Genomic DNA, 16,452 nt, shown 5'->3' with positions numbered 1-16,452 from the left:
GGCCTCTCACGATGTGGTGCCGCCCGCGGGCGCACCGTCGGCCAGGCGGGAGATGTTCTCGCACAGGCCTTTCCAGGATTCGATGGCGTCCGCCGAGTCGGTGTGCGGGCGGCGGAAGCGGTGGATGTACTCGGCCGCGTCGGTGAGATCCCAGCGCAGGCGGTACAGCTCGAGCAGGTCGGGGCGCGGTGTCACTCCGGTCGCGGCGGCGTAGTCGCGCAGCAGCGAGCCGTCGCCCGGGTCGAGGTCCCAGAGATCGCGTTCGGGCGGGGCGAGAAGCGCTGTGTCCCAATCGATCAGGCGCCAGCCTTCCGAGGTGTGCATGGTGTTGCCCGCATGCGGCTCGCCGTGCGTCGGTACCGGATTCGCCGTCCGGGCCGTGGCGGCGAGATCGTCGTAGCGTCGCCACGCCGCCCGGATCTCGGCGGCGGCGGACCCGATCAGCTCCGCCATCGGCTCGGCGTACGGGCCGCGGTCGACGCGCTGCCCCGCCAGCGCCCGATCGAATTCGTCCCGGTGCGCGACGGTGAAATCGTCGGTCCGCGCCACGGCCGCGACGGGTGCGGAATGCACCGCGGCGACCATGTCGAACGCGGCACGGCGGTGCGCGTCGTCCCGGAACTCGCCCCACGCGAACTGCCGCCCCTCGAGCATCGGATAGCAGGCGACGGCGTAGCGCTCACCGATCCGTGCGACCACCTCGCCGGCGCGGTCCGGAACCGGTGCGACCACGAAATCCAGTCCGCCGTCGCACAATTCCCGCGCGGTCGCCAGCGCCGCCCGCAACCGCTCGAACGCCGCTTCCGGCGCCTCGTCGAGCGACCGCCGCCGCAACTCGTCCACCGTGACGAACCAGCGCCGGCCGTCCACCCCCTCGACCCGCCAGTGATGACTGCCGAAACCGAGCGGCGCGTACTCGATCGAGCGCCCCGCGATCCCCCACCGCTCGTCCACCACGGCGAGCAGCATCTCGTCCGGCAGCCCGGACGGCGGAGTCAACATGCCCGGCAGCATAAAGCGACACTCCGACATGTCACGACCCATTTCACCCGCCCGCACCTTCACCCGCCCGCACCGGTCGCCTCCCGCAACACACCAGGAGACCTTCTCGCCACACGACACGCCTCGCTCAGCACAGCACGACCACCGTCCTGCGAACGACGCTTCCCGCTCAGCGGCGCTCAGCGCAGGGTGACCACTACCTTGCCGGTCGCGCTGCGGTTGTCGAGCGCGGCGACGGCGTCGGCGGCGCGGTCGAGGGGGTAGAGAGTGGGCTGGGGCGGAGGGATCTTGCCCGCGGCCAGCAGGGGTTCGACCTCGGCCCACTGTTCCTGGAGGTAGCCGGGGTGGGTGCGGACCCATTCGCCCCAGCCCGCGCCGACCACCTCGGCGTTCTTCAGCAGCAGGCGGTTCACCTTCACGGTCGGGATGTCGCCTCCGGTGAAGCCGACCACCAGCACGCGCCCGGCCGGGGCCAGGGACCGGATGCTGTCGGTGAAACGGTCGCCGCCCACCGGATCCAGGACGATGTCGACGCCGCGACCATCGGTCAGTTCCTTGACCGCGGCGAGCCAGCCGTCGGCGAGCACCACGTCCGTGGCGCCGTTGGCGCGCGCCACCTCGGCCTTGGCCTCGGTGCTCACCACCGCGATCACCCGGCCCGCGCCCAGCGCCGCGGCCAGCCGCAGCGTCGAGGTGCCGATGCCGCCGGCCGCGCCGTGCACCAGCACCGTCTCGCCCGCGGCCAGCCGCCCGCGGTTGCGCAGGCAGAAGTGCACGGTCAGGTCGTTGAACAGGATGCCCGCGCCGGCCTCCAGCGAGATGTTGTCGGGGAGCTTGAACACCATCTCCGCGGGAGACACCGCCACCTCGGCCATCGCGTTGCCGAGCATGGTCAGCGCCAGCACGCGATCGCCCGCCCGCACGTGCGCGCCCTCGGGCGCGGACCGCACGACTCCGGCGATCTCGCCGCCGACGACGAACGGCAGTTCGGGCTTCATCTGGTAGAGGCCGCGGGTCATCAGCACGTCCGGGAACGCCACCCCGGCGGCGTGCACGTCGATCACGACTCCGCCCGGATACGCCGCCGGTTCCGGGATGTCGACGACCTCGATGGATTCCGGTCCGTCGAGTTTGCTCACCTGCGCTGCACGCATGTATCGACCTCTCTGTCGCGGCTGTCGCCATTAAGTTAACCGGTCTTCGCATGTGGCTGTCCACGGGACCGGCATTTGTTAAGCTCTAGGCCGCTGAGCTGAGCTGATGAGGGGGACTCATGGCAGGGCCGAACGATCCGCCGGTAGCCGCGCTGCGCGTGGATATCGGTGCGCTGCAAACGTTTGCGAGCGACCTGCGCGGCGAAGCCGAGACCATCGGCAATCTGCAATCCGGCCTGGCCGACGCCGCCGGCGCGCTACCGGGCACCCAGTGGAGCACGGCGTGCGGGCAGGCCGAGGACACGGTCGACAAGGCGCTGCACCGCATCGGCGACCGGTTCACCAAGGTCGCCGACGGCGTGCAGAACGCGGGCAAGGCGCTGGAACTCACCGACCAGGAGTTCCGCGACAAGCTGAGCACGATCGGACTGCACCCATGACGCTGTCGATCCCGGATGTCCAGAACTGGCAGCCCGATCAGCTGACCACCGCGTCCACCGCGGTAGGCAAGCTGAGCACCGACCTGGACCAGGCGCTCCTCGGCGGCATCGGCAAGACCCAGCAGCTGGGCACCGACAAGAAGTGGGACGGCGCGGCCGCGCAGGCCGCCGCCGCGCGGATGGACACCGAGAAGCTGCGCGCGTCCGCGGTCAGCCAGGCGCTGCTGGGCCTGCAGACGGCCCTGGGCCAGCAGGTGGAGAACCTGAACAACGCCAAGAAGGCCGTCCTGGACGCCCGCGACCGCGCGCTGCACCCGACCGACGAGACCCCGCCGCCGGACGGCTTCGAGGTCGCCGACAACGGCGTGGTCACCGCGAACGCACGAAAGACCTACTGGGACAACCAATCCGGCCTGAAACCCGACGAGATCCAGCGCAACAAACTGGAAGAGGACCATAAGGCCGCGACCCACCAGAGCGAGATCACCAACGCGCTGAAGCAGGCGGAACTGGTGGCGGAGGCCGCGGTCACGGCGCTCAACGGCGCGAAGACGACGGTCGACCAGGCCCACACCGGACTCGGCGACCCGGTGACGGGCGCCGGCGGCGTGACCCCGGCCGCCGCGCCGACGGCCCCGGCCGCGACGGTCCCGGTGGCCGGCGCCCCGGTCTCGCATGCGGGTAATCCGTCCTCGCAGTCGCTGGGCAACACCTCGCACGGCGGCGGCACCGCCTACCACGGCGGCGGCTCGCACAGCGGCACGTCCTACACCGGCGGGCTCGCCTCCGGCTCGTCGAGCGGACCGGTCGGCCCCATGCCCACCGGCACCCAGGCGGAGTGGATCAAGGAAGCCATCCGGGTGCTGCGCGAGCAGGGCTACGACGTCAGCGACTCCGACGCGGCGATCATCGCCGCCATCATCGAGCACGAGTCCGGTGGCAACCCGCACGCGATCAACAACTGGGACAGCAACGCCGCCGCCGGTCACCCGTCGAAGGGCCTCATGCAGACCATCGACAGCACCTTCAACAGTTACAAGGTGGCTGGCCACGAGGACATCTGGAACCCGGTCGACAACATCGTCGCCGCGTCCAGATACTCGATAGACCGCTACGGTTCGCTGGGCAACGTGCCCGGTATCGCGGCCATGCGCGGGGGCGGCGGCTATGTCGGCTATTGATCAGCATCCACGGCGGACGCCCGTCGGAGCGCGCGTCCGCTACGTGTGAGTAGAACCATCTCGACGTAACGGTGTGACGTGCGACCCGTAAAGTCGTGCACAGACAGCATCGCAAGAAAACGCCGCACACCGTGCAGCGCGAGGAGCACCAGTGTCATTCGATCAGCCACTCGCCCCGCTTCCCCAGGAGGGCTTGGGCTTCGCCTCGGCGTGGCCCGTCCGGGCTGGCGATGTAGATCCGTACAGCCGGTTGCGGCTGGATGCAGTGGCCCGCTATCTGCAGGACATCGCCTGGGAGGACTTGCAGTCCACCTTCTTCCACCGCACCGATCCGAGTTGGATCGTGCGCCGCACCGTGATCGATGTCGTGCGGCCGATTCTCTGGCCGGACCGGGTGCGGTTGCTGCGCTGGTGCTCGGCGCTGTCGACCCGCTGGACGAATATGCGGGTGCGGATCACCAGCGACGCGGGCGGCCTGATCGAGACCGAGGGCTTCTGGATCAATATCAACGAGTCGACCAACATGCCCACCCGGATCAGCGACGAGGGCCTGGCCCACCTGGGCCGCACCACCGACGAGCACCGGCTGCGCTGGCGCCCCTGGCTGACCGACGCCACCCCGCCGGAATCCGACACGGATCTGCCGTTTCCGGTGCGTACCACCGACATCGACCAGTTCAACCACGTCAACAACGCGGTGTACTGGCAGGCGGTGGAGCACTTCCTGGTCGATTTCCCGAAGCTGGTGGCCGGGCCGCACCGCGCGGTCATCGAATACATGGCGCCGGTGCTCTCGCGCGAGCACATCAGCGTGCGCAGCCGCTACGAGCCCGGTGACCGCACCGGCGACCCGGTGCTGCGGCTGTGGTTCGTGGTCGGCGGCACCACGACGACAACTGTCCGGATCGGCCCGCTCGCGGGCTGACAGGTCGAGGCGTCCCGGCCTCGGCCGCCCCGAAGGGTGGCCGAGGCCGTTCACGTACTAACCGCGCGCGGCCTTGAGCAGGTCCTCGCGGGTGGTGAACTTGACCCGCGGGCGGCCGCCGGACTTGCCGGCCGACTTCTCGGCGGTGTCGATGGCCTTCCAGCCCTCGCGGTCCACCAGATCGGGCTGCCGCTGGGCCAGCAGCGCCTTCAACGCTCCCCGGTCCGCCTGCGGCGCGGCCAGCTTGCCCGAGGTGAAGTCGTCGAGCAGCTGCTCGACCGTCTCCTGGGAGTCGACCCGGTTGGAGCCGATGACACCGCGCGGGCCGCGCTTGATCCAGCCCGAGACGTACACGCCGGGCAGGTGCGCACTGTCGACGACGACACGGCCGTGCTCGTTCGGGACGACCCCGGAGGCCTCGTCGAACGGCAGATCCGCCACGGGTTCACCGCGGTACCCGATGGACCGCAGCACCAGCGAGGCCGGCAGCGACTCGGTGCGATCGGTGGCGCGGGCGGTGACCCGGCCGTCCTCGGAGACCAGTTCGTTGTGCACGAACTCCACGCCCTCGACCCGATCGGTACCGGTGACGGCCGACGGCGAGGTCAGGTAGCGGAACACGATGCGCTTGTGCGCCGGATCCGGCGTCTTGGCCGCGTACTCCTGGGCCAGTGCGTATTTCAGCTGTAGCGACGGCTCGACGTCCGGGTCGTCCAGCAGTGCCCGGCTGCCCGGGTCCAGCTCCAGCTCGGCCGGATCGATGATCACATCGATCCCCTTCAGATAGCCGAGGGCCAGGAACTCCGACGAGGTGTAGGCCGCCTGCACCGGCCCGCGCCGACCCAGCACCACGACCTCGCGAATATTGCTGTTGCGCAGCGCGTCCAGGGCATGGTCGGCGATGTCGGTCTTGGCCAGCTCGTCCGGGTCCAGGGTCAGCACCCGCGCCACGTCCAGGGCGACGTTGCCGTTGCCGACGATGACCGCGCGCTCACCCGACAGGTCGAAGGTGCGGTCCGCGTAGTCGGGGTGCCCGTTGTACCAGGCCACGAACTCGGTGGCGGAGTGGCTACCGGGCAGGTCCTCGCCGGGCACGTTCAATTTCCGGTCGGTGGACGCGCCGACGGCGTAGATCACCGCGTGGTGGTGGGCCAGCAGCTCGTCGTGCGAAATATGGCTTCCCACCTCGACATTCAGGTGGTACTGCAGGGCGTCGCGACGGAAGGCGCTCTCGAACATGCCCGACACCGTCTTGGTGCCAGGATGGTCCGGCGCCACGCCGGCCCGCACCAACCCCCAGGGGGTGGGCAGCCGGTCGAACATCTCCACCTCGACATCGGCGCGCCGCAGCAGCTCCTCCGCGGCGTAGCAGGCCGCCGGGCCCGCCCCGACGATCGCGACGCGCAACGTGCCCAGTTCCTTGGGCGGGCGCGCCGGGGTCACCAGCGGATCGAAATTCGACTCCAGCGGATGCCGCTGGAAGTAGTCGGCGTTGATATCGCGGAAACGCGCCAGGGAAGCCGTGAGATCGTCCTCGGAGAAGATGGCCTCCACCGGGCAGGCATCCACGCACGCGCCGCAATCGATGCAGGTGTCGGGGTCGATGTAGAGCTGCTCGGTCGTCGCGAACTCGGGTTGCTCCGGAGTGGGACGAATGCAATCGACCGGGCACTCGGGTACGCAGCTGGCGTCGTTGCAACAACGCTGCGTGATCACATAGGCCATATCTCGCAGATCCTCGAAACATCCATGGTCTGTACTCCGCCCGGGGATTGGACGGGGCATGCGTCACACCCATTGGCCGCGAGCCAACGGTGTGACACCACCATCAGTGTGCCTCGAGCGTGAGCTGTATCTCCGCTCAGGAGGGTGTCGTGCAACACACCGGTATACGGGTTGCGGCTTACGGTAGGCCTATGGCGCGGACTCTGATCCTCATGCGGCACGGCAAATCCACCTATCCGCCGGGCGTCGCCGACCACGAGCGGCCGCTGGCGCCGCGGGGTCGGCGCGAGGCGGGGCTGGCCGGTGACTGGCTGCGCGATACCCAGCCCCCGATCGACGCCGTGCGCTGCTCGGATTCGGTGCGCACTCGCGAAACCCTGGCGGCCACCGGGCTCACCGCACCGGTGGAGTACGAGCCGTCGATCTACGACGCCTCGCCGCGGACGCTGATCGACCTGATCCAGCTCTGCGACGACGACGTGCGGACGCTGCTGCTGATCGGACACTCCCCTGGAATCCCGTGGACCGCATGGGAATTGGCCGCCAACCGCGATTCCACCGCGGCCACCGAACTCAGCCGGAAGTTTCCCACCTCGGCACTGGCCGTGCTGGAGTTCGACCGGCCGTGGGCGCAGGCCGATCCGGGCACCGGAGAGCTGTCGCGCTTCCACGTCCCCCGCTGACCTTCCGGCCGGGTCAGCGCAGCAGCTTGCCGCGGACCACCACGACGGCGCCCAGCAGCACGAGCACCACCAGCGCGACGAACCAGTTGGTGAGCGCCCAGACGACACCCAGGACGATGAGCACCGGCACCGCCGCGATAGCGGCGATCACCGGATTCTCCTTGACCGTCTCGAGGGCCGAACGCGCCCTGATCCGATCAATTTCTTTGGCCATGCGTCCAGGGTAGGCCGGTTCGACCGTTTCTGTCGGTGCTCGGTGGGACCCTCATCTCCATGGACTGGAAAATCGAACTCGTCGCCCTCCCCGTCACGGATGTCGATCGGGCCAAGGAGTTCTACACGCGCATCGGTTTCCACGCCGATCATGACCACAGCCCCACCGAGGACATCCGTTTCGTGCAGCTCACGCCGCCGGGCTCCGGATGTTCGGTCTGTATCGGGCGCGGCATCACCCAGGCCGCGCCGGGCAGTGTCGAGGGGATGCAGATGGTCGTCGCCAGTGCCCAGGAGGCGTACGAGCATCTGGTCGCGGCCGGCGTACCGGCCACTCCCGTGAAGGACGAGGGCTGGGGCCTGTTCACCTACTTCGCCGACCCCGACGGCAACAAGTGGGCGGTGCAGGAGCTGCCGAAGTACAACTGAGCCCTTGCTTGGAGTGCACTCCAGGTCGGTACCGTCTGAAGGAGACAAGCAGGAGGCGAACCGATGGGTGCTCCCGTACAGCAGGACATCGACCAGACCGAGTTCGAACGGCCGCGCTATTCGATCGGCGAGGCGGCCGAACGATCGGGGCTGAGCCGGGACACGTTGCGCTGGTACGAGCGGATCGGACTAATGGATTACGTCGGGCGCGATTCCGGCGGCAAGCGCCGCTTCAGCGATCGCGATCTGAACTGGCTGCATCTGATCAGCTGTCTACGGCTGACGGGCATGTCGGTGGCCGACATGCTGCACTACGCCGAGTTGGTCCGGGCCGGCGACGTGACGACGCCCCAGCGGTTGCAGATGTTCCGCGACACCCGCGACGGCGTACTGGCCCGCATCGACGAGCTGAACCAGACCTTGGCCGTGCTGGACCGCAAGATCACCATGTACGAGGGTCGGGTCGAGGCGATGAGCCCGGCGAGCTAGCCCGGGATCGTCCCTCAGCCGATCAGTCGGATGGTGTGGCCGGTGTGGTCCACCTTGGCGCGCAGGTATCGGACGTTGTCGGGGGTGGCATGCACGGCGGTCGGCACCGTCTCGCGGACCCGAATGCCCAGGGCCCGTAGCTGTCTCGCCTTCTCCGGATTGTTGGTGAGCAGATCGATCTCACCGATGCCGAGGGCGGTCAGCATCTGCGCGGCGGCGGTGTAGTCGCGACCGTCCTCGGGCAGGCCCAGCGCGGCGTTGGCCTGGTAGGTGTCGAGTCCCGCGTCCTGCAGGGCATAGGCATCGAGCTTGTTGTAGAGACCGATGTCGCGGCCCTCCTGGCGCAGGTACAGCAGCACGCCGCCGACCGCGGTGATCCGTTCCACCGCCTCGCGCAGTTGCGGCCCGCAGTCGCAGCGCGCCGAGCCGAACACGTCCCCGGTCAAGCATTCGGAGTGCAGCCGGACCAGCGGCGGCCGGGCGGCCGGCGGTTCGCCCAGCACGAGGGCGAGGTGCTCGCGGCCGTCACCGAGACCGTCGAAGGTGACCGCCTCGGCATGGGTCGAGTATCCGTCGCCGAACGTCAGCGGAATGCGGACGCGGGTGCGGACACTGCCGCCGATGTCTGTGCCGTTCATGGCTGCTCCGAGATCCCGGGGACGTTTCGTTCAAATTTGAACCGACGATGCGCGGGAGTTATTCCACCGCGAACGACGGCAGTAACCTCGGATCATGAGCGAACCGCGCCGGCTCGACGAGCTGGAGCACCGGGCCTGGCTGGCCTTCCTGACCGCCGCCGGCGCCCTGGATCGGCGGCTGGACCAGCAGCTCGAGCGCGACGCCGGGTTGTCGCACGTGCAGTACGAGATCCTGGTCCGGCTCGCCGAGGCGCCCGGCCACGAACTGCGGATGAGCGAACTCGCGACCGCCCTGCTCGACTCCAAGAGCAAACTCACCTACCAGATAGACCGCCTGGAGCGGGCCGGGCTGGTCCGGCGGCGCCACTGCCCGACCGATATGCGCGCGGTCTACGCCGGACTCACCGCGGCCGGACGGCACCGGCTGGAGCGAGCCGCGCCGGGGCACGTCGCGGCCGTGCGCGAGCTGTTCCTCGCCGCGCTCACGCGCGATCAGCTCGCCGCGATCGCGGCCGGGTTGGGCGAGGTCAACCGGCGGCTGGCGGCCGAACAGTGACCGCGCGGGCCGTGCGGGGCCCGGCTACGATGCCTGCGATATGCAGCGGAAGGAGAGATGAGGCAATGACCGAGCAGGCTGTGACCACGACCGTCGTCCGCAACGAGGCACAGCATCGCTACGAGGTGTGGTACGGCGACAAGCTGGCCGGGTTCACCGAATACCGGGAGCGCGACGAGGACACCGTCTTCATCCACACCGAGGTCGACAGCGAGTTCGGCGGCAAGGGGCTGGGCAGCACGCTGGCTCGCAGGGCGATCGAGGACGTGATCGACCGCGGCCGCGCCGTCGTGCCGCGCTGCCCGTTCATCAAGAGCTGGCTGGACAAGCATCCGGAGTTCGACGAGCACGTGGTCGGCAAGGGCATCCAGCGATGAGCGACCTGGAGGCCCGCCCCGACGAGGCGCTGTGCGAGGCTTCGCCCGCGCCCGGGCCGCGTGCCGACTTCCATCCGGCGCGAGTGGTGCCGCTGGGTGGCGTGCGGGGTGTCACCGTGGAGCGCGTACTGCCCCAGCGCGATCTGCCGACGGTCGGAGCCTGGTGCTTCCTGGACCATTTCGGTTCGCCCGCCGCGAGCGCGGAACTGCCGCCGGACATCGATCCGCATCCGCACATCGGGTTGCAGACGGTCACCTGGCCGTTCGAGGGCCGCATCCGGCATCGCGACAGCGTGGGCTCCGACGTGCGGATCGAACCGGGCCAGCTGAACCTGATGACCTCGGGTCGCGGGATCGCGCACTCCGAGTACACCGTGCCGGGCGCGCCCGCCGGACACGGTCTGCAATTCTGGATCGCGTTGCCCGGCAACCGAACCGGGATCGACCCGCATTTCGAGCAGCACCGCGACCTGCCGGTGCTGGACGCGCCCGGCCTGCGCGCCACGGTGCTGATCGGTTCGCTGGGCGCGACGGCCGGATCCGGCCCCGCGCGACGAGTGACCTCGCCCGCCGTCGCCTACAGCCCGCTCGTCGGCGCGGACCTGCGGATCGAGCCGGGCGCCGAGGTGGATCTCACGCTGGAACCGGGGTTCGAGCACGCCCTGCTCGTCATCGACGGCGAACTCACCGCGGCCGATATCCCCGCCGCGCCCGGCCCGCTGCTGTATCTCGGCAGCGACCGCACGACCTTGCCACTCACCAGCGCGCGCGGCGCGCATGCCGTGCTGATCGGCGGCGAGCCGTTCGGCGAGGACCTCGTGATGTGGTGGAACTTCGTGGGCCGCAGTCACGATGAGATCGAGGCGGCCCGAAACGATTGGGAGAACCGCGATCTCGGCCGGTTCCCCGGTATCGCGGGCCATCCGCCGGATCAGCGGATCCCCGCACCGCCGCTGCCGAACCTGCGCCTGACGCCGCGCACGCGGCGCTTCACGCGGACCCCGACGGACACCTGACGGTCGACCGGACGCTCAGGCCCGACCGAAACCCACACTGCCCGAACCGATTTCCGCACCCGACGACTCGGCCTCCACACCCATCGACTGGATGCCGATGACCCGCAGCAGATCCAGCTTCTCCTGCGCGTCGGTGCCGGGGCGCGGGTAGAAGACATGCAATGACAGCGAGGCGTTCACCGTGACGAGCGTTTCGCACACCAGATCCAGCAGCCCCACCCGGGGGTGGTTGATGCGCTTGTCGTCGCCGACCCGCACGGCGACCTCGTGCTGCGTCCACAACCGCTCGAATTCGGGGCTGGCGGCACGCAATCGCGTCACCAGTTCGACGACGTCGGTGTCGCCGGAGCGGCGCGCCGCCGTGGCCCGCAGGTCCGCGACGTGGTTGCGCACCAGGCGATCCCAGTCCTCGGCGGGGAATTTGGTGCGCTCCTCGGGCCGGGCGAACCACCGCCACAGCAGGTAGCGGTCCAAGCCGGTGAAACTCGTGCAGTCCCCGGCCAGATTGATGTGCATCCGGTTCTGCACCAGGACCTCGCCGAGATCGGTGACCACGCAGGCCGGGGTGTCCTCGAGCTTGTCCAGCACGTAGAGCAGTCCCGGACGGACGTGCCCGTCGCTGCCACGTGTCGGCGACGGATGGTCGCACAGGTGGAACAGGTGGTCGCGCTCGTCGTCGGTCAGGCGCAGGGCGCGGGCGAGCGCGCTCAGCACCTGCACCGACGGACGCGGGCCACGGGATTGCTCGAGCCGGGTGTAGTAATCGGTCGACATGCCCGCGAGCAGGGCCACCTCGTCGCGTCGCAGGCCCGGCGTGCGTCGGCGCAGGCCGGGCAGCAGGCCCACGTCCGCCGGTTGCAGCCGTTCGCGGCGGCGGCGCAGGAAATCGGCGAGATCGTCGCGGTCCATGTCTCCACTGTCCTCTCCGGCCGCGCCGGCAACCAGGGATCGCCGATCCCCCGATAACTGATCTCTGCCGACGGCCGCCGCCGGGCCGCAGGATTTCGGTATGACCAACATCGACACAGTGCGACTCGGGGCCACGGGCCCCGTCACCGGCCGCATCGGCCTCGGCGCGATGGGCATGTCGGGCGCGTACGGCGCCTCCGAGGAGGCCGACTCCCTCGCGACCATCCACGCCGCCCTGGACTCCGGCGCCACCCTGATCGACACCGGCGACTTCTACGGTGCGGGTCACAACGAGGCGCTGATCCGCCGCGCGCTCGCCGACCGCCCGCGCGAGGACTATCTGCTCAGTGTGAAGTTCGGCGCCATGCGCGGGCCGGACGGCAGTTTCGTCGGGGTCGACACCCGGCCCGCGGCGATCCGCAACTTCCTCGGCTACTCCCTGCAGCGGCTCGGCGTCGATCACATCGACATCTACCGTCCCGCGCGGCTGGACCCCGGCGTCCCGATCGAAGACACCGTCGGCACGATCGCGGAGCTGATCGAGGAGGGGTACGTGCGGCACATCGGACTGTCCGAGGTCGGCGCCGACACCCTGCGCCGCGCGGCCGCCGTCCACCCGATCTCGGATCTGCAGATCGAATACGCGCTGATCTCCCGCGGCATCGAAGGCGAGATCCTGCCCACCGCACGCGAACTCGGCATCGGCATCACCGCGTACGGCGTGCTGTCGCGCGGCCTGCTGAGCGACTCGATGCGCGGTGCGAAGTCCTTCGCGCCGGACGATTTTCGCGCTCACAGCCCGCGATTCCAGGGCGAGAACCTCACGGCCAACCTGGAGTTGGTGGAGGCGCTGGCGAAGATCGCCGACCAGCGTGGGGTGAAGGTGGCGCAGCTGGCCATCGCCTGGGTGTTGTCCCGCGGTACCGACATCGTCCCGGTCATCGGGGCGCGTCGTGCCGACCGGTGGGCGGAAGCCGTTGGGGCGCTGGACATCCGGTTGTCCGAGGCGGAGCTGGCCGAGCTGGAGGCGGCGGCGCCCGCGGACCGGGTGGCCGGGGAACGGTACGCGCCCGCGCAGATGGCGATGCTGGACAGCGAACGCCGAGCCGGATAACGCATTTGCGCCGCCCGGCAACTCTTCAGATCGCGCGCGCGGACCGGTAGTTTCATCCGGGATCCGGGCCACCGGCCCGCTGCGCGAGAAAGTTGCCGATGAGGATTACGAAATTCGTTGCGACAGCCCTGCTCTGCCTGACCACGGTGGCGTCGACCGCGGGGTACGCCGCCGCCGAGCCGGAACGGCCACCGTTCGAGGCCCTCGGCACCGACCACGGCGTGGGCTACCGGGTCGGGCTGAGCGAGGACAAGCGCGCGGCCGTGAGCACGCTGCAGGCCGGGCGCTTTCTGGCCACCTGGGACGCGGAATCGATTGCGGTCACCGATGATTCGGGCCGGTTCGTGACCAGCGTGCCGCTGCGCTACGACATCGCCGGGCACCCGCTGGAACTCGCGCCGATGATCGACGAGGGCGGACGGCGGCTCACCCTGACACCGTCGGGTCAGACCCCGAACCCGGTGCGCGACATCGACGCCCAGCAGCGGCTGTTCGATGTCGTGCAGACGCACCTGCCCGCCGTGGCCTCCGGCGCCGCGATCGGCGCGGTCATCGGCTTCTTCGTCGGCTTCCCGGCCGGGCTGTTCATCTTCGACATCGTCACGGTGCCGATCTTCACGGTGCTGGGTGCGCTGGTCGGCGGCGCGGTCGGGTTGCACGCGGCCGGCGGTGAACCGGCGATCGCCGAGGCCCGCCAGGCCGTCGACCGCATATTCACCGGCGGGGCCGGATCACCGCGGTAAAGGTCGCCGCGGCAACGGATTTGCCGGAGTTGTCGGTGATGTCCACCGGCACCGCGAGTTCGATCGGGTTGCTCGCCTCGATGTCGGCGCGCGTCCGGGCGACGGTCTCGGCCGGCAGTTCCGATGTCGCGCGGATGGGCCCGGCGGACCCCTTCGCGCGGGCCAGGTATTCGATCCGGCCGTCGCGGGCGACGATGAACGCCGCGCCCATCAGGTCCACGATCCCGGAGATGGCGGCGCCCATCGCCGCCGTCTCGGCCAGGCCGAACAGGATCGCCGCGTGCACGTCACCGTTGTGGTTCAGGTGCTCGGGCCGCGGCGCCATCTCCACGACGTTGCGGCCGACCTGGTAGTCCACACCGTCGATGCCGGCGAATTGCAGGAACCCCAGCTTCTTGAACCCGGCCATCACCAGTTCGCCCATTGCCGCGCTGTCCATCGCCACTCCATCCGGGTTGAAACACGTTCTAGTTTTCATACCGGACGACCCCCGCGCTGTCCAACCACCGATGCCGCCGCGCTGCCGCCTACCGGTCGTCGAGTGTCGCGGCGAGGCCCGCGAGCAGGCCGGTGAGACCGAACTCGAAGCGGGTCTCGGCGTCGGACTCCTCGGCGTCGACGACGCGGCGGTTGAAATGCGGATAGCGGCCCGATTCGACCACCTGCCGGATATACGCGCCCACCGCTCGCTGCCACTGCTCCACGGTCATGCCGGTGCTGCGCTGCGCCTCCAGTTCGGCCAGTTCCGTGCCGACCGCGCCGAGCACATAGGTGCTGACGGCGTGGACGACCAGGTTGACCAGCGTGGCGTCGGGCGTGGCGGCGGCCACCACCCCGAGCACGTGATCGGCCTGACGAATCACGTTCGGGCCGAGTGCCGGACGCCGGGACGCCTGCTGGGCCAGCCACGGATGCCGCAGCAGCAGCGCGCGGAACTCGCGGGCGTGGGCGGCCATCGCGAGGCGCCAGTCGGGAGTGGGCTCGGGGAGCGGCAGTTCGGCGTAGACGGCGTCGACCATCAACTCGATCAACTCGTCCTTGTTGGCCACATGGCGATAGAGCGAGGTCGTCCCCGACCCCATCGCCGCCGCGATCCGCCGCATCGACAGCGCGTCGAGGCCCTCGGCGTCGGCGAGTCGGACGGCCGCGGCGACGATCTTCTCCTCGGTGATGACCGGGCGGCCGCCGCGCGGGCGATCACGCATCCACACCAGGGTCGGGGGGTCTGCGGGCATGGGCACAGTGTATGCGTCGGGTACAGTGTTCCCATATCGGGAACACTGTTACCAAAAGGGAGTCGTCATGTCTCGCATTCCGGTCGTCATCGCCGGTGGTGGCTCGGTCGGCCTGGCCACCGCCGTCTTTCTCGGGCACCACGGGGTGCGGTCGCTGGTGATCGAACGCCGCGAGGCGCCGTCGATCCATCCGCGGGCGCTCGGAGTGAGCCCGCGGACCCTGGAGTACTTTCGCGAAGTAGGGCTGCGGGAAGCGCTCGACCGCGTGGCCGTGCGGTCGGCGCAACCGTGGCGGGCGGAGGCGCGCACCGTCGCGGAGATCGATCGCGAGATGGCGAGCCGCCCGAATCTTCCCGCGGGACTGGATTTCTCGCCCGAATCGCCCGCGGGCCACTATCCGCAGGACCGGATCGACTCGGCCCTGTTGCCCGCCGCGCGGGAGCGGGGCGCGACGGTCGAATTCGGCGTCGGGGTGACCGGCGTGGAGCAGGATCGCGACTCGGTCGCCGTCACGCTGTCCGACGGTCGAGTGGTCCACGCCGAGTATCTGATCGGTGCGGACGGGGTGAACAGCACGGTGCGCCGGGAGCTGGGGATCACCACGACCGGGCCGGGCGAGATCGGCGGGCGGAACATGAACATTCTGCTCGAGGCGGATCTGGTGGGCCGGTTCGGCGCGATGCCGGTGATGACCCAGCTCAGCCATCCGGACGCGATGGGCGTGCTGCTCGCCGTGGGGGAACGCCGCTGGGCGCTGCACGTCGGCATGCCGCCGGCGGGCGCCATGTCGGAGCAGGAGTGTGCCGCGGTGGCGCGCATCGCGATCGGCGCCGACGTGCCCGTGCGGATCCTCAGCGCCATCCCGTGGCGGGCGACGGCCCGGATGGCCGACGAGTTCCGGCGCGGGCGCGCGTTTCTGGTCGGTGACGCGGCGCGGGCGGTGACCGCCCTCGGCGCGTTCGGCCTGAACACCGGCATTGCCGACGGGCACAACCTGGCCTGGAAGCTGGCCGCGGTACTCGGCGGCACGGCGGGCGACGGTCTGCTGGACACCTATCACGCCGAGCGGCACGCGATCGCCGAGTTGGTGACCCATCAGGCGCTGCTGCGCTGGGAAAACCCACGGCTGCACTGGGATCCGGCGGCGGTGGCCGAGCGGGCGGCGGCGGGAGCGTGGAACGCGCCACTGGTCACCATGGCCTACCGCTACGATTCCGCGGCGGTGATCGATGCGGTCGTGGACCTGCCGTCCACCGAGGACGTCGCCGCCGCCCTCGACGGCGCGCCGGGGTCGCGGGTTCCGCATCGCTGGGTGGCGTCGGGGGTGTCGACCATCGATCTCAACGAATCCCGGTTCGCGATATTGGCCGGGCTCGAGGGCGACGCGTGGCACTCCGCGGCCCGGAAGGTCTCCGCCGCAAGCGGTCTCGATCTTCGCGCGGTGGTGCTGGACGAGGAGGCGGCGGGCGCGGTCGGCATCGACCGGTCCGGGGCGATCCTCGTACGGCCCGACGGTTTCATCGCCTGGCGCACTACCGGCAACGCCGACTCGGCAGTGCTGGAGAAGGTCGTCTCGACGGTCACGAGCCGCTGAGTACGCGAAAGTCCATGTTAAGCAACAGT

20 protein-coding genes are annotated in these 16,452 nt (G+C 69.8%); 12 read left to right on the top strand and 8 right to left on the bottom strand.

Annotated elements, in window-relative coordinates; genetic code table 11:
- Positions 1-6: 6 nt before the first annotated feature.
- Positions 7-1,002 (bottom strand): phosphotransferase enzyme family protein, encoded by a 996-nt coding sequence (locus ACFMRZ_RS26385; protein ID WP_400181160.1) that lies wholly within the window; start codon positions 1,000-1,002, stop codon positions 7-9.
- Positions 1,003-1,181: 179 nt separating this feature from the next.
- A complete protein-coding gene (locus tag ACFMRZ_RS26380; RefSeq protein WP_400181159.1) occupies positions 1,182-2,156 on the bottom strand; it encodes an NADPH:quinone oxidoreductase family protein in 975 nt (324 codons plus the stop codon).
- Positions 2,157-2,275: 119 nt separating this feature from the next.
- Between ACFMRZ_RS26380 and ACFMRZ_RS26375 the strand changes: the two genes are divergently transcribed.
- The 3 genes from ACFMRZ_RS26375 to ACFMRZ_RS26365 all read left to right on the top strand — a co-directional run bounded on the left by ACFMRZ_RS26375 (position 2,276) and on the right by ACFMRZ_RS26365 (position 4,702).
- A complete protein-coding gene (locus ACFMRZ_RS26375; RefSeq protein ID WP_400181158.1) occupies positions 2,276-2,596 on the top strand; it encodes a WXG100 family type VII secretion target in 321 nt (106 codons plus the stop codon).
- Positions 2,593-3,777 (top strand): transglycosylase SLT domain-containing protein, encoded by a 1,185-nt coding sequence (locus ACFMRZ_RS26370; RefSeq protein WP_400181157.1) that lies wholly within the window; start codon positions 2,593-2,595, stop codon positions 3,775-3,777. The genes ACFMRZ_RS26375 and ACFMRZ_RS26370 overlap by 4 nt, the downstream gene beginning before the upstream one ends.
- Positions 3,778-3,928: 151 nt before the next feature.
- Complete coding sequence (locus tag ACFMRZ_RS26365) at positions 3,929-4,702, top strand: acyl-[acyl-carrier-protein] thioesterase (protein WP_400181156.1); 774 nt, start codon at positions 3,929-3,931, stop codon at positions 4,700-4,702.
- Positions 4,703-4,759: 57 nt separating this feature from the next.
- On the opposite strand, the gene ACFMRZ_RS26360 is transcribed toward ACFMRZ_RS26365, so the two are convergent.
- The gene (locus ACFMRZ_RS26360; protein ID WP_400181155.1) at positions 4,760-6,427 is read right to left on the bottom strand and encodes an FAD-dependent oxidoreductase; all 1,668 of its coding nucleotides are present in this window, start codon (positions 6,425-6,427) and stop codon (positions 4,760-4,762) included.
- Positions 6,428-6,618: 191 nt separating this feature from the next.
- Between ACFMRZ_RS26360 and ACFMRZ_RS26355 the strand changes: the two genes are divergently transcribed.
- Entirely contained in the window at positions 6,619-7,110 is a 492-nt protein-coding gene (locus ACFMRZ_RS26355) for a SixA phosphatase family protein (protein WP_400181154.1), read from the top strand.
- 13 nt (positions 7,111-7,123) lie between these two features.
- Here the strand turns inward: ACFMRZ_RS26355 and ACFMRZ_RS26350 are convergent, their stop codons facing one another.
- The gene (locus ACFMRZ_RS26350; RefSeq protein ID WP_280275345.1) at positions 7,124-7,324 is read right to left on the bottom strand and encodes a hypothetical protein; all 201 of its coding nucleotides are present in this window, start codon (positions 7,322-7,324) and stop codon (positions 7,124-7,126) included.
- A gap of 59 nt (positions 7,325-7,383) precedes the next feature.
- On the opposite strand from ACFMRZ_RS26350, the gene ACFMRZ_RS26345 reads away from it, so the two are divergent.
- Complete coding sequence (locus ACFMRZ_RS26345) at positions 7,384-7,752, top strand: VOC family protein (RefSeq protein WP_280362635.1); 369 nt, start codon at positions 7,384-7,386, stop codon at positions 7,750-7,752.
- Positions 7,753-7,815: 63 nt separating this feature from the next.
- Positions 7,816-8,241 carry a MerR family transcriptional regulator gene (locus ACFMRZ_RS26340; protein ID WP_280275347.1) on the top strand — a complete coding sequence of 142 codons (426 nt, stop codon included), beginning with the start codon at positions 7,816-7,818 and terminating at the stop codon, positions 8,239-8,241.
- Between the two features lie 14 nt (positions 8,242-8,255).
- Here ACFMRZ_RS26340 and ribA read toward each other — a convergent pair whose 3' ends face one another.
- A complete protein-coding gene (ribA, locus tag ACFMRZ_RS26335; protein ID WP_280275348.1) occupies positions 8,256-8,879 on the bottom strand; it encodes a GTP cyclohydrolase II in 624 nt (207 codons plus the stop codon).
- Between the two features lie 94 nt (positions 8,880-8,973).
- Between ribA and ACFMRZ_RS26330 the strand changes: the two genes are divergently transcribed.
- The 3 genes from ACFMRZ_RS26330 to ACFMRZ_RS26320 all read left to right on the top strand — a co-directional run bounded on the left by ACFMRZ_RS26330 (position 8,974) and on the right by ACFMRZ_RS26320 (position 10,828).
- Positions 8,974-9,435: a MarR family winged helix-turn-helix transcriptional regulator gene (locus tag ACFMRZ_RS26330; RefSeq protein WP_400181153.1), complete on the top strand. Its 462-nt coding sequence runs from the start codon at positions 8,974-8,976 to the stop codon at positions 9,433-9,435.
- 65 nt (positions 9,436-9,500) lie between these two features.
- Positions 9,501-9,812: a GNAT family N-acetyltransferase gene (locus ACFMRZ_RS26325; protein ID WP_400181152.1), complete on the top strand. Its 312-nt coding sequence runs from the start codon at positions 9,501-9,503 to the stop codon at positions 9,810-9,812.
- Positions 9,809-10,828, top strand: a complete 1,020-nt coding sequence (locus ACFMRZ_RS26320) for a pirin family protein (protein WP_400181151.1) — start codon at positions 9,809-9,811, stop codon at positions 10,826-10,828. Before ACFMRZ_RS26325 ends, ACFMRZ_RS26320 begins: the two co-directional genes overlap by 4 nt.
- 15 nt (positions 10,829-10,843) lie before the next feature.
- Here ACFMRZ_RS26320 and ACFMRZ_RS26315 read toward each other — a convergent pair whose 3' ends face one another.
- Complete coding sequence (locus ACFMRZ_RS26315; protein ID WP_400181150.1) at positions 10,844-11,737, bottom strand: helix-turn-helix transcriptional regulator; 894 nt, start codon at positions 11,735-11,737, stop codon at positions 10,844-10,846.
- A 100-nt stretch (positions 11,738-11,837) separates the two neighbouring features.
- Here ACFMRZ_RS26315 and ACFMRZ_RS26310 point away from each other — a divergent pair, with 100 nt between their 5' ends.
- Both ACFMRZ_RS26310 and ACFMRZ_RS26305 read left to right on the top strand, forming a co-directional pair.
- Entirely contained in the window at positions 11,838-12,851 is a 1,014-nt protein-coding gene (locus tag ACFMRZ_RS26310) for an aldo/keto reductase (RefSeq protein ID WP_400181149.1), read from the top strand.
- Between the two features lie 98 nt (positions 12,852-12,949).
- Positions 12,950-13,594 (top strand): hypothetical protein, encoded by a 645-nt coding sequence (locus ACFMRZ_RS26305; RefSeq protein ID WP_400181148.1) that lies wholly within the window; start codon positions 12,950-12,952, stop codon positions 13,592-13,594.
- Here the strand turns inward: ACFMRZ_RS26305 and ACFMRZ_RS26300 are convergent.
- Positions 13,566-14,033 carry a PaaI family thioesterase gene (locus tag ACFMRZ_RS26300; RefSeq protein ID WP_400181147.1) on the bottom strand — a complete coding sequence of 156 codons (468 nt, stop codon included), beginning with the start codon at positions 14,031-14,033 and terminating at the stop codon, positions 13,566-13,568. The two genes, ACFMRZ_RS26305 and ACFMRZ_RS26300, sit on opposite strands and share 29 nt — an antisense overlap.
- Before the next feature lie 88 nt (positions 14,034-14,121).
- Positions 14,122-14,829, bottom strand: coding sequence for a TetR/AcrR family transcriptional regulator (locus ACFMRZ_RS26295; protein ID WP_400181146.1), 708 nt, complete (start codon positions 14,827-14,829; stop codon positions 14,122-14,124).
- A 67-nt stretch (positions 14,830-14,896) separates the two neighbouring features.
- On the opposite strand from ACFMRZ_RS26295, the gene ACFMRZ_RS26290 reads away from it, so the two are divergent.
- Positions 14,897-16,423 carry an FAD-dependent monooxygenase gene (locus ACFMRZ_RS26290; RefSeq protein WP_400181145.1) on the top strand — a complete coding sequence of 509 codons (1,527 nt, stop codon included), beginning with the start codon at positions 14,897-14,899 and terminating at the stop codon, positions 16,421-16,423.
- Positions 16,424-16,452 lie beyond the last annotated feature (29 nt).

This window comes from Nocardia sp. N2S4-5, assembly GCF_044628355.1.
Taxonomy (GTDB): domain Bacteria; phylum Actinomycetota; class Actinomycetes; order Mycobacteriales; family Mycobacteriaceae; genus Nocardia; species Nocardia wallacei_B.
This window is presented reverse-complemented; position numbering and strand designations above follow the sequence as displayed.

What these genes read in the sequence shown, in the direction of transcription:
- ACFMRZ_RS26385 (WP_400181160.1), bottom strand. Translation starts at nt 1,002, where the DNA reads ATGTTGACTCCGCCGTCCGGGCTGCCGGACGAGATGCTGCTCGCCGTG.
- ACFMRZ_RS26380 (WP_400181159.1), bottom strand. Translation starts at nt 2,156, where the DNA reads ATGCGTGCAGCGCAGGTGAGCAAACTCGACGGACCGGAATCCATCGAG.
- ACFMRZ_RS26375 (WP_400181158.1), top strand. Translation starts at nt 2,276, where the DNA reads ATGGCAGGGCCGAACGATCCGCCGGTAGCCGCGCTGCGCGTGGATATC.
- ACFMRZ_RS26370 (WP_400181157.1), top strand. Translation starts at nt 2,593, where the DNA reads ATGACGCTGTCGATCCCGGATGTCCAGAACTGGCAGCCCGATCAGCTG.
- ACFMRZ_RS26360 (WP_400181155.1), bottom strand. Translation starts at nt 6,427, where the DNA reads ATGGCCTATGTGATCACGCAGCGTTGTTGCAACGACGCCAGCTGCGTA.
- ACFMRZ_RS26355 (WP_400181154.1), top strand. Translation starts at nt 6,619, where the DNA reads ATGGCGCGGACTCTGATCCTCATGCGGCACGGCAAATCCACCTATCCG.
- ACFMRZ_RS26350 (WP_280275345.1), bottom strand. Translation starts at nt 7,324, where the DNA reads ATGGCCAAAGAAATTGATCGGATCAGGGCGCGTTCGGCCCTCGAGACG.
- ACFMRZ_RS26345 (WP_280362635.1), top strand. Translation starts at nt 7,384, where the DNA reads ATGGACTGGAAAATCGAACTCGTCGCCCTCCCCGTCACGGATGTCGAT.
- ACFMRZ_RS26340 (WP_280275347.1), top strand. Translation starts at nt 7,816, where the DNA reads ATGGGTGCTCCCGTACAGCAGGACATCGACCAGACCGAGTTCGAACGG.
- ribA (WP_280275348.1), bottom strand. Translation starts at nt 8,879, where the DNA reads ATGAACGGCACAGACATCGGCGGCAGTGTCCGCACCCGCGTCCGCATT.
- ACFMRZ_RS26330 (WP_400181153.1), top strand. Translation starts at nt 8,974, where the DNA reads ATGAGCGAACCGCGCCGGCTCGACGAGCTGGAGCACCGGGCCTGGCTG.
- ACFMRZ_RS26325 (WP_400181152.1), top strand. Translation starts at nt 9,501, where the DNA reads ATGACCGAGCAGGCTGTGACCACGACCGTCGTCCGCAACGAGGCACAG.
- ACFMRZ_RS26320 (WP_400181151.1), top strand. Translation starts at nt 9,809, where the DNA reads ATGAGCGACCTGGAGGCCCGCCCCGACGAGGCGCTGTGCGAGGCTTCG.
- ACFMRZ_RS26315 (WP_400181150.1), bottom strand. Translation starts at nt 11,737, where the DNA reads ATGGACCGCGACGATCTCGCCGATTTCCTGCGCCGCCGCCGCGAACGG.
- ACFMRZ_RS26310 (WP_400181149.1), top strand. Translation starts at nt 11,838, where the DNA reads ATGACCAACATCGACACAGTGCGACTCGGGGCCACGGGCCCCGTCACC.
- ACFMRZ_RS26305 (WP_400181148.1), top strand. Translation starts at nt 12,950, where the DNA reads ATGAGGATTACGAAATTCGTTGCGACAGCCCTGCTCTGCCTGACCACG.
- ACFMRZ_RS26300 (WP_400181147.1), bottom strand. Translation starts at nt 14,033, where the DNA reads ATGGACAGCGCGGCAATGGGCGAACTGGTGATGGCCGGGTTCAAGAAG.
- ACFMRZ_RS26295 (WP_400181146.1), bottom strand. Translation starts at nt 14,829, where the DNA reads ATGCCCGCAGACCCCCCGACCCTGGTGTGGATGCGTGATCGCCCGCGC.
- ACFMRZ_RS26290 (WP_400181145.1), top strand. Translation starts at nt 14,897, where the DNA reads ATGTCTCGCATTCCGGTCGTCATCGCCGGTGGTGGCTCGGTCGGCCTG.